Annotated in this window: 4 protein-coding genes; 2 read left to right on the plus strand and 2 right to left on the minus strand. The window is 39.4% G+C overall.

The annotated features are described in order from the left end of the window. Positions 1–88: 88 nt before the first annotated feature. A complete protein-coding gene (locus TR08_RS33595; protein WP_045518890.1) occupies positions 89–8,095 on the plus strand; it encodes an InlB B-repeat-containing protein in 8,007 nt (2,668 codons plus the stop codon). Positions 8,096–8,640: 545 nt separating this feature from the next. Further along, a complete protein-coding gene (locus tag TR08_RS13545; RefSeq protein ID WP_152597418.1) occupies positions 8,641–9,564 on the plus strand; it encodes a hypothetical protein in 924 nt (307 codons plus the stop codon). A gap of 286 nt (positions 9,565–9,850) precedes the next feature. On the opposite strand, the gene abaF is transcribed toward TR08_RS13545, so the two are convergent. Both abaF and TR08_RS13555 read right to left on the minus strand, forming a co-directional pair. Next, positions 9,851–11,158, minus strand: a complete 1,308-nt coding sequence (abaF, locus tag TR08_RS13550) for a fosfomycin efflux MFS transporter AbaF (RefSeq protein WP_045518896.1) — start codon at positions 11,156–11,158, stop codon at positions 9,851–9,853. 31 nt (positions 11,159–11,189) lie between these two features. Continuing rightward, on the minus strand, positions 11,190–12,674 hold the full coding sequence (locus TR08_RS13555) for an aldehyde dehydrogenase (protein WP_045518898.1): 1,485 nt from the start codon (positions 12,672–12,674) through the stop codon (positions 11,190–11,192). Between the last annotated feature and the right edge of the window lie 13 nt (positions 12,675–12,687).

Consider the following 12,687-nt stretch of genomic DNA (forward strand, 5'->3'; position numbering starts at 1 on the left):
CCCTATTAACTCGTCGTTTTAATGTTGTGAAAATTACTAAGATTCAAACGGTATTATCGTATGATTTTATTATTCTAGGGGGGAAAATATGAAGTACAGAAAAAAGTTTAGTAAGAAAATATTTTCGATATTTGCGTTAAGTACAATTCTATTAAATATTGCATTACCTCAGGCTCTACCACATGTACAGGCTGAATCGAAACAAAATCAGCAAAGTCCATCTAGTGAAACCTTTAGTGCAAAAGAAGTAAACCGAATTCTTGACGGGCTTACTCCTGAGCAAAAAGCAAACATTAATAAGCTCACTGGAGCAGATATCGCTCAAAAAATCCATGTGGACCAAAAAGATTTACGCAGTTTAAAAAATATTAACGTGATTGTTCAATTTAAAGAAGACCCAGCTAAGATACAAATCATTAAGCAATCGTTAGCTAAAGGTGGAGCAACTGTAAATAGTAAAGCTTTTGCAAGCGAATATGCCGAGGCACAAAAAAAGGTGAAAGATTCTCATGCAAAATTTAAAAGCTTTGTGAATACACAGCCTAAAACGCAAATAATTGGCGGAAAAACTGTTAACACGGCTATGAGTATTACGCGAGAATATTCAGAAGCATTTAATGGAGTAGCTTTATCACTACCTGCAAAATCCGTTGAAAATATTGCCAAAAATCCAGCAGTTGCTTCTGTTTGGTCTCAAGTAGAATATACGGCTGCTGAAGGATCTGCTCCCAGAGCTTCAAAGACAAGTAAATCTGTAGGCAAGCCTACAACAGGGCTTTCTTTATTAGGATTAGATAAACTTCAAGCAGAAGGTCATACAGGTATTATTAAATCGGGTCCTCGTGCAGGCCAAAAAGTGAAGGTTGGTGTACTGGATACTGGTATTGACTACAATCACCCTGATTTGAAGGCTGTATATAAAGGTGGACATGACTTAGTCAATAATGCAGGATTCGATGAAAATGGAAATGTCATTTATGTGGATGACCATGATCCAATGGAAACCACTTATGATGATTGGGTAGCTGCGAAGGCGAATCCAGATCAAATTGTTGGACCACCTCCTGCAGATTATAAGCAGTATATTACATCTCATGGAACTCACGTTTCAGGGACAATTGCTGCAAATACGACAAATAATAACGACGTATATTCAGCAAATGGTGTAGCGCCAGATGTGGACCTTTATGGTTATCGTGTACTAGGACCAGGTGGACGTGGCACATCAGACTCTGTATTGAACGGTATTGATCAAGCAGTTAAGGATGAGATGGATGTCATCAATCTTTCGCTAGGTGCAACAATTAATGATCCGCTTTACCCAACCAGTATCGCTATTAACAACGCTACTTTAGCGGGTGTTGTGTGTGATGTTGCAGCAGGTAATAGTGGTCCGGGTAAAGCTACTGTAGGTTCTCCAGGAACTTCAGCACTAGCCATAACGGTTGGTGCAAGTACGATTCCGGGAGACACTCCAGTGATGACCCTTAAGAATGGTTCAGATTCCTATCAAGCTCGTTTCTTTGGTAAAAACTTCGCACAAGCAGACGATGCATTGAAAGGACAAACCTTTCCAATTGTTGATGTCGGTTTAGGTAGTGCAGCAGATTACAATGGATTAGATATGACGGGTAAAATAGCACTCGTGAAACGTGGCGGTGAGTTTTTACAGACGAAAATGGCAAATGCTAAAAATGCTGGCGTTGCAGGAATGATTATTTGGAATAATACAGCCGATGCAGATAACCAAGGATATATACCAAGCTTCTTAGGCGTTAGCATGGATAATGTTTATTCTGTTTCATTGACACAAGCGCAGGGAGAAGCTCTTTCTGATGCCATTTACAAGGATCCTATATCAGCAACGATTACGTTCCCAGATACACTTGATGCGCCGATCGCAAAGAATGGCGACGAGTTGGCAAACTTTAGCTCAACGGGACCGGTAAAAGATTGGTCAATCAAGCCAGATGTTGTAGCTCCTGGTGTTGACATTTCGTCCACCGTTCCATATGACGTTTGGGAGCCACAAGACGGTGTAAGCGTAGAAAATAGAGATTATAAGTATGCTTATCAATTAATGTCAGGGACTTCAATGGCAACGCCTCACGTTGCAGGTATTTCAGCATTGATTTTAGCAGCAAATCCAGAATATACTCCGGCAGATGTCAAGTCGGCATTAATGAATACAGCAAAAGATATAAACACAGATTCAAAGACTTATAGCGTTTACCAAGTCGGTGCTGGACGTGTTGATCCTGCACGTGCGATTAAAGAGGATGTAAAAATCCAAGTTTTAGATAAAGCATATACCCTTGATTCAGATTCAGAGTTGAGTCAAGTTGATAATCTTACAGGAAGCATGTTCTTTGGTTTTAAAGGTAGAGGAGAAGGCGCAACGAACGGCTCTGATGATGTGATTACATCAAAAGATTTTAACGTAGCCAACCAAGGAACTAGCAGTAAAACATTTAATGTAAGTACTCAATTTATTTCAACAAAATTTGCTGGATCCAATGAAGTAGGTCCTGGCACAGGAAATGATGTCAAAATCGATTTTTCTGCCGCTGGTAAAAACGTGACATCCATTAATGTTGACGGTGGCAGCACTGTTCAAGCAACAGCAAAAATTACGGTTCCGTCAAACGCATTAGAGGGCACTTACGAGGGGTATATTTATCTTGTAAATGCGGCGGATTCATCGGAGTCTTATCGTATTCCGTTCACTATTACCGTTGCGGAAAAAGGAATTAATTCTTTTAAAGTGTCTATCAAGGCAATGACCATGCCAGGTGGAATATCTACCTTTAACTTCTCGATTAACAGTGCAATGGAAAACTTCTATACTGTCTTAAAAGATAAAAATGGAAATTATTTAGGAATAACAAACACTTTAGGTAGTGCTAGTGGGATTTCCCCAGGTGTCCAATACGGTCCTATTATAACGCTTTTTAATGGACTATATCTTCCATTTACAAAGCCATATGAGGGTTCATTAGATCAATCTGGAATAGCAACAGAGCCCGAAATGATAAAAGAAGGTGCTTATTCTGTTGAAATGATTATGACTGATGCAGCTGGAAAACGCTACACAGCAGAAGATACAGTCTATGTAGACAGTACACCGCCAACGATTTCAATGGACAATGATTCAAAGCCAGGAATTTATGAAATCGACCCTACAGGCTACCAACCTGGTCAAGAGATTAAAGGATTTTATGGTTCTGTCTATGATTCTAACGTCGATGTCATGAAAGATAATGGCGAGACTTCGGTGCCAAGCCCTAAAGATGGTAGAACACCTGTGCCTGTCGATCAAGCATTGAACGGGGTTGTGGGCTACCAAGATAGTTATTTCCCAACTGTACTCTTCGATACAGATGCGAAAGGCCGTTTCCACTTTGGAGTTACTCCTGAGGACTTAACTTCAAAATTTGGCAGCTATTTTTGGATCTATCCATATGACTATTCTGGGACAGGAGATCCATCTTCAACTAGACAGGAATATTATTTTATCAAAAAAGGTAATCCATATGTAACACTTACCTCTTCTGGAGGTGTAGATGCAGGTCAAGGCAATGAAGATAAGGTTGTAGTCGACGCGAATAAACCGTTCAAGACGACAATCGCTACGAAATATGGAAAAGGAATGACAGGCGGTAAAATTATTCTCAATGATGCGGGTGTTTACGCATTTAGCAATATCAGATTGACAGATGAGTATAAAAACTATCTCATCAGCAAAGGGATCGACCCTTCTACGGTACTAACTGTAGGTGAGCCATATAAACATCCAGTCTATGGAAAAGGTAAAAACACGGATATTACGATATCTGGAATTGATACAAATGGTGCGCTTGACCATGATATGAATATTATAGAAGCAGATGTGACCTATACAAACATCGATCCGATTGTTGGACCATTTGAATTTCCGTTATTACAAGCGCCGACTTTAACCTTGTCAGGTGCAGATACCAAAGTGGCATGGTTCCCAACAAATGTACCTTATGTGCGACAGTCAACATCCATGCTTAGAGGTCAATTGGCGGCAGAAGCTTTCGCAAGAAACAACGTAAACAATAACTATCCTCAATTTACAGTAGATTCAGGAGCGAAGGTAACGGTTAAAGATGATAAGGGTAAAACTTTTGAAACGGATAATCCAACAACTCCAAATAACACAATGGCTTATGCGTTTATCAACCCGTATTATGCCGTTACCATGGATGTAAGTGATTCGCCGTATTCCGTCGAAGCAAGTGTACCAGGGCATTTCAAGGGATATGAACAAACACCAGTCATTGGTGAAAATAAATTTGGATATCAATCAGGAACAGTAAAAGATCTTCGAGGTCTTTTCCCGATTCTTTTAGGTGGAGATGTCAATGGGGATAACGTCATCGACATGAAGGATTTGACGGATGAAATTAATGTCTATTATCAATATAAGAACCTAAATACACCTAGTAATCCAGCAAATACGTTAGCCAACAAAACGGCATTCCTTAACAGCAACAGAAATGCGGACATTTATTGGATTAAGCCAGGAACGACAGGTTATGGAATTGATTATAATGACTTCTATTTCATCTTCAAAAACTTTGGTAAACAAAATCAACGTGCGATCGATGCAGGAATTACCGTTCCGGCTGCCCAACTGACGGTGGATAAAGATATTACCTTTACGACTCAGTATGGCGGATCCATCACGTTAAACGCGGGAGACACACTGCAACAAGTCATGCAAAAGCTAAATTTTGCAGGACCAAAACAAAAAACGTTAGGAAAGACTATTCCAAAATTAGAAGAATTACAAAATGGTGCGTCCATTTCCATCATCCCATTAAGCGATGTGTTCGTAGATGATGTGGTATGGAGAAAAGCGATTACAAAAGTTATGCTCGGTTCAACCGATGTAACAAGTGCAGTAAATATTAAAGAAGGCTATATGTATCGTGACCAAAATGGCGCAGCACAGACGATGCCTTCTCAAATTATCTTGCCTGGTTCATTATTCACGACGGCAGCAAATCACACGGTTACCATTAAGGCTGCAGACTATCAAGATGTAACTACTAGCTTTACGGTTTCAGATGTACCAATTCCGACGCCTACGATTCCATTAGTAACCGACCCATCAAAAGCACATGTAGGAAAGGATTTAACCTTTACCTTTACAGATGTTGCGAATTGGCGTGAGGGAATTAATAATATCAAGGTGAAAACAACAAACTCAACTGTTCTTGATATTACGGATTTGACAGATGACAGCGGGAATAAATTTTACGACATCAGTGTTCCAGGACAAATTACCTTTAGAGCAGATCTATTTAAAACGAATGCATCACCTGTCGATAAGGCATCGCCAATCAATCCAGGTGGAACCAACTGGTTACCTCAGTTGTACAAGTTTGATATTAGTTCAACGGGTACTGATGGTACGATTTACCCGCTTAAAACGATAGGTCTTGATTCAATTGGTAGTGCTGGACAAGCAGTTGGATATGGCATTACTTTTGATAGTCAAGGTGGTGCTCCAATTGCCCCAGTAGCGGTTGGATTCTCACCAATGAGAACAAGAATAGATGGTCAGAATATTACAAACCAGAATACTATTGGTGGATTTAAAAATCCTTCTACAACAAGACCTGGATATAGTTTAGTTGGTTGGTACATCGATCCACTAGGAACGACTCCCTGGGATCCATCACTTACCATAACGGGAGACAAAACCGTTTATGCGAAATGGCAAATGACCTATACACAAAGCTATTCACCTGTTGATGTAACGAAACCTAATGGTATTAAGTTCGACGGAACAAGTGGAGCAAGCGGAACTGGCTGGGTGCTTGGTGAAGGAGATCTTAAAATCAACATTTCAGATTATTCAACGAATATCCCTTGGTTAACAAGTAAGGATAAAATTGCCAAAATCAATGCAACTTACTATAAAATCAAGAGTGATGGAACAACAGAGACTTCACCTACAACGTATACGTTAGATCCAAGCACATATGACATGTCAACTAACGATAAAATTGGAACGCTTTCATTTACGACTGCGACGGAAAGCTATTCAGAAGCACATCCAAATGAAACGTTTGCCTTTAATGCAGCGCCAAGTTTAACAAATGCAGGAAACATCAAAGGTTATAAGCTAACAGTCACAGCAACGACTGGTGAAACGATGGAGATTCCTGATATTAAACTTGGTTACAGACGTCACATTGACTTAAACGGAGGAACGTTAAAGAATACAAATGACTTATACTTCGCCGATGCACTTGTAAACGGTAAAGCTACCGCACCTAATATGCAATCAGCTTTAGCACATGTAACAAATGGAACTCTTTCACTAAGTGAAAAATTATATCTGGACAGTGCGAACTCAAGTGATAAGGTTTCGGATATTTCACAAAATAACGGCATTTTCCTAACAGATAATGCAACTTACTATTTATGTTGGATTAAAACTCCTCCAACCGTTTTGAAGGATACAGTTGAAAACGTTGTAGGCAGTGATATTACGCTAACATTTGCAGATGATGGAATATGGAAAGATAATATCAAACAAGTGAAGATTGGTTCAAAAGAATTAGTTTTAGATAAGGATTATACCATTACAAATAGCTCCATTAAGCTTAACCATGACTTATTTACAGCAGGACAAAAGGTCAATGTGGTGATTGTTTCTGAAGGTTATGCGGATGCAATCGTTACGGATCAAGTTATAGGATATAAAGTAACGTTTGAATCAAATGGCGGTGATCCTGTACCATCTCAAGTCGCAGATCGAAATGCAGCGAAGCCAATCGATCCAACAAAGGTCGGCTATAAGTTTTACGGTTGGTATACGGATCAAAATTTAACAACACCTTATGATTTTGCAAGCATTGTGACAAAACCAATCACACTTTATGCTAAATATGCTTTAGTAGGTTCTCTTGTACTAACAGATACTACAGATAACGCTCTTGGAAACGATATTACACTTGAATTCATTGATTCTGAGTGGGCAAATGCAATTTCCGGAATTAAGGTTGGTGCGCTTCCTGTAGATGAAACGAAATACAAGGTAGATACGGCTGCACGTACAATTACATTGGATAAGAGTGTCTTCACTAAGGTTGGAGATTTCACAATCAATCTCAGTGCAAGAGATTATGCAGATGTAACAGTAACCCAAAAAGTGGTGAAGGGATATAATGTGCATTTCGTCCTTCCAAGTGATGCTCCTGCAGAGGTCAAAGATGCAGCAAAAGATCAAATTGTTGCACGCAGAATAACAGCACCGACTGTTTATGGTTATGATTTAACTTGGTTTGCAGATGAAGCACGTACAATTCCTTGGGATTTCACAAGCTCGATCCATTCTTCAAAAACACTTTATGGAAAATGGTCACCTACTAAATTCACTGTTATTTTTGATAGTCAAGATGGCGGCTTAGTACAGACTATGACAGCAGAATATAATACAACAATCACAGCGCCAACACCACCAACAAGAACAGGCTATACATTTGTTGGCTGGTACAAGGATGCTGCAGGTCAAACTGCGTGGAATTTTGCGACAGATAAAGTAACAGAAAACACAGTTCTTTATGCGAAATGGAATATTAACTCATATACTGTATCATTTGATAGCCAAGGCGGAAGTACGGTAGATGCAAAAACAGTAATCTTTAATACTACTGTTGGAGAACCAACACCACCAACAAGAAAAGGTTACACATTTGCTGGTTGGTATAAAGATGCTGCAGGTCAAGCAGCATGGAATTTTGCAACAGATAAAGTGACAGGTAATGTAACGCTTTACGCAAAATGGTTACTAAATAGTCCAGTTATTAATCCAATCGATGACAATGATACAAAGATTTCAGGAACGACGGTAGCAAATGCAACGATCACTGTAAAAAGCGGCAGTGTTGTTATTGCAACAGGAAAAGCTGATTCTAATGGAGAATTTAGAATCAAGATTAAACAACAAAAAGCAGGTACAGAGTTATCTGTATATGCTATAGATAAAACTGGAATTCAAAGTGATACTACAAAAGTCAAAGTTTTGGATCGTAAAGATCCAAATACACCATAAGATCCAGAGATTACAAGCTTCATCTTAAAAACACATCAATAAGATTTTTAAAAAGCTGAATGTGAAAAGCGTTTACAGGCAGTCATTTATGCCGTTCGAAATCAACCTGTCCCATTTTCTTAAAGAACTATCCTGCGCTAAATAAGGTGCGGATAGTTCTTTTGTTTTATGTTGGCATAGAACCAAAAGCTGCAGCGATTATACCTTTTGATTAATTTTCAGAAAAGTAAAAAAGAGAGATGATAAACTAGTTTCATTCATTTATTATTGTATAATGAAGAGGAGATAGGTTCATGAAAAAAGGAAAAATGAAGGCATGGAAAGTCATGACCACAGCAGCGATGACTTCCTTATTATTTTCATCACTTACCTTTTTTGCAGAAGGGGATGTTTCGTCAGCTGAGTAGCAAATGGCTGAAGAAAAGGTGGAACAAGAAGGACAATTATTTTTTGATAAGGATTAGATCGAAACAGGTCAAAAAGATTCACTATATAATGGCGTTAATAAAGAAGGTTTGGCTAAAGCATATTAACCGGATGGTACGGTGCGCTTAATCGTAGGCAACAGCGGTGAGTTAAATACTCATTTAAAGGCAACGTATACTCACACTGTCGATAAAGCATCATTAGAGGAATATGAAGTAGGTTATATTGAGATGAAGGTATCTAATACGAAAACGATTAGGAACTGTTTTGTATGGGGAAAGTTAGTCTTTTCTAAGGCTGCCTTCTACCTTACACTTGGAGGTCGAATAATGGAACTAAAAAAGTCACGATTTGTATTTATAAGTGTGCTGACTCTCCTTTACTTACTGACATTTATTTTATCGAGGTATGATACGTTTGCTTGGTTTACTTCAGAGAGCACAGCTTCGGCTGAAATCACAAATGCAACGACTTCTGATTTGTTATGGATCAAAGGAGAGATCCAATACGAGGAAAATTGTCAGTTGAGCAGCACTGTTATGATCAAGAACATATCAACTATAGATATTCCTTTTAGTCTCGAACTGATAGGCCAAAATGGCAGTACGCATGTCATAAGTAAAACGTTACATCCAAATGAAATCTTTACAAGTAACCCAAATGAAACGCATAACCTACTGAACGATTGTACTATAAAACAAGTAGAATATGATCTAACCGCTCTAAACTCTTACATCGATGAGACTATCATACTTACAGTGAGTCAAGAGAAGCTTAAAGCTACTGCGAAACAGAAGGAAAATGATTTACCCGCTCCTGACAAGATAGACACACAAACCGAGGAAGAGGATGTGGACTTACCTCCTAAAGAGGAAGAATCAACAGACGATCCTTCTCTTCCACCAGGTAAGGAAGAAGAATCGAATGAAGATCCAACGAAACCGCCAGTGAATGAACTAGAACCACCACCAGCCCAGAAGCTCGAGGTCCAAAATGAAAAACGAGAAGAACCAGTTGATCGAAAACTGGAAGATGCTCGCTGATCAACGATTGCTTATCGTACGTTTTGTGGAACTGAGAACTGAACCAATATCCATTTTAGGCAGCTGACAGTAATAGTCGGGTGCCTTTTCAGCTACCGGGAGACGTTAACAACAGATAGATGGTGAAGATTGTGGAAAAGGGGATTACCGTCCAACTTAACTTTCTTTACTAGCTAGATTTAAGCTCGTCCTATAATGGTTTTAATAATGTACAAATCGGCCCCCCTTTGGTAAAGGAGAGAGCCGATTTTTTGTTTAAGAGCTTTATACTTTCGGACGAAAATATTTACTGTGCTTTCTTAAATGTTAGTGATTTGCCTTTTGTTTCTTTTACTAACATGATACATGAAATAGAAATGATACTTGATAGGACTAAATAAATTGAAATTGGGATGGAGCTATTGAATTTATTTAAGAGACTTAATGAAATTAATGGAGCCAATGAGCCTGCTAAAATTGGTGCTACTTGATAACATAAAGACAAAGCTGTATATCTGATGTGAGTTGGAAATAACTCTGTCATTAATGCGGAGTATGGTGAATACGTCATCGATTGTATGAATAAACCAAAAGTAATAGCAGACATGATTAACCAATCATTTCCTGTATCCATCATTGGAAACCCAATGAATCCCCAAAACGCAGTTAATATGGCTCCTGTAATATAGATTGGCTTGCGTCCCCAAACATCACTTAAGTGTCCCATTAATGGTATAAAGAAAAAGTGAATAGCATGGGCACCAAACATTAATAATAAAATTTCTGTAGTATCTTTATTGACCACAAGTTTTAAATAACTAATGGAGAAAGTGACAACGATATAGTATAAGATGTTTTCTGCAAAACGAGCTCCAATACCAGCAATAAGAGCTTTTTTATGGTATTTAATCACTTCTATAACACCTAATTGTTGTTTTTCTAATTTAGCTTGTTTTTCTTGTGCCTCTTTGAAAACAGGGGCATCATCTACACTTTTACGAATCCAAAGACCAATTAGTACTACTACTGCAGAGAACCAAAACGCTACACGCCAACCCCAATCCATAAATTGCTCAGGGCTTAAGTTTTTTGATAAAAGTAAAAGGATAATGGTTGCTAGTAAATTCCCCAATGGCACGCCTGCCTGTGGCCAACTTGCCCAATAACCACGTCGATCATTAGGGCTGTGCTCAGATACTAAAATAACCGCTCCTCCCCATTCTCCGCCAAAAGCAAATCCTTGAATTAAACGTAAAGTAACGAGTAAGACCGGGGCCCAATACCCAATACTATTGAATGTCGGAATACATCCCATTAAGAAAGTCGTAATACCAACGATAATCAAACTAAGCTGTAATAAATTTTTACGCCCAATTTTATCACCATAATGACCAAAAACAAGACCGCCGATAGGTCTAGCTAAAAAGCCAACCGCATAGAGAGCAAATGCAGCCAGGATGCCGTCAATGGCGCTTCCCGTTTGTTGAAAAAATAATTGTCCAAAAACGAGAGCAGAAGCGGTACCATATAAGAAAAATTCATACCATTCAGCTACAGATCCAATCATCGATGCAGCCACAACTTTTTTTAACTGCTTATTTACTGTTTTCGCCATATTTACTCCCCCCAAAAGCCGATTCAAATTATTATGAATGATTGTACCAAATCACTTTTGTCTGCACATATTGTTCAAATGCTTCTAATCCATTGTCTTTGCCACCAAAGCCAGATTGTTTAAAGCCACCAAATGGGGTGGTGATATCACCTTCGCTAAAGCCATTCACAGAAATGGTTCCAGCTTTAATGGCACGTGCCACACGCATCGTTCGCTGTACATTTTGGCTATAAAAAGAAGCAGCCAAACCATAAGAAGTATTATTAGCAAGGGCAATAGCTTCTTCTTCCGTTTCGAACGTACTAACCGCTAAAATAGGACCAAATACTTCATTTTGGAATAAGGTCATGTTAGCGGTTACATTGTCAAAAATAGTGGGTTCTATGTACCAGCCACTGCCCACATCACTGTGAATGTTGCCTCCAGTAACTAAGCGACCACCTTCTTGAAGAGTAATGTCCAAGAACGATTTCACTTTATTAAAGTGTGCTTCTTCAACCATAGGACCAATGGCAACCGATTCATCCTTGGGGTTACCCACCTTCCAGCTTGTTAAGCCAGATTTTAATTTTTCTAATAATTCCTCTTTGATAGATTCATGCACGATCAAACGGGATCCACAGCTGCAGTTTTCACTCATATTCCAGAAGGCAGCAGATAGAATATGAGGAACAGCCGCATCCAAATCAGCATCTTCAAACACGATTTGCGGGCTTTTGCCACCGCACTCTAAGATAATTTCTTTGAGGTTACTTTCTGCTGAGTATTTTAAGAAATACCTACCGACTTCAGTTGAACCGGTAAATGATACAATGTCAACATCCATGTGCCGCCCCAATGGTTCACCTACTTTTTCGCCCAAACCACACACCAAGCTTAAAGCGCCTCTTGGGACACCAGCTTCATAAGCAAGTTCAATCATACGGAAAGCACTAAGTGAAGTTAATTCAGCAGGCTTCACAATGACAGAATTACCGGCTGTTAAAGCAGGTGCCACTTTCCAAGCAAACATTTGCGCAGGGAAGTTCCAAGGTAACACCGCGCCAACCACGCCAATGGGTTCAGTGACAATCAAACCCAAAGCATCGTTACCCGTAGGAGCGACTTTGCCAAAGAGTTTATCAATGGCTTCGGCATACCAATAAAATGTATCGATGGTTGCTGGCATGTCGGTATTCAAACATTCGGTAATGGGTTTACCTGCATCCACGCAATCCAAAGCAGCTAATTCTTCGCTGTGTTCTTCCAGCAATTGTGCCCAGCGGATCATCACTTTTTTGCGCTCCCTGGGTGATAATTGACTCCAAATACCTGCTTCAAATGTGTCTCTGGCTACTTTAACAGCAGCATCAACATCCCGTGCATCACCATCGGCAATATAGCCAATTAAACTGTTGTCAATGGGGGTAAGGTTTTCTAATTTGCCAGCTGCGCTCGTAAAACCGTCAATTAAGTTGCCTGCCCATAGTTTGCCTTCTTTGGCGAGGGCAAAGACTTGCTCTCTAGTTATGGTCATTTGTCTCTCCTCC

Origin of the sequence: Neobacillus niacini (assembly GCF_000759675.1) — a bacterium.
Lineage (GTDB): Bacteria > Bacillota > Bacilli > Bacillales > Cytobacillaceae > Neobacillus > Neobacillus niacini_A.

Bases quoted from the DNA above. Each gene is read 5' to 3' on its own strand.
- abaF (WP_045518896.1), bottom strand. From the start codon at position 11,158: ATGGCGAAAACAGTAAATAAGCAGTTAAAAAAAGTTGTGGCTGCATCG.
- TR08_RS13555 (WP_045518898.1), bottom strand. From the start codon at position 12,674: ATGACCATAACTAGAGAGCAAGTCTTTGCCCTCGCCAAAGAAGGCAAA.
- TR08_RS33595 (WP_045518890.1), top strand. From the start codon at position 89: ATGAAGTACAGAAAAAAGTTTAGTAAGAAAATATTTTCGATATTTGCG.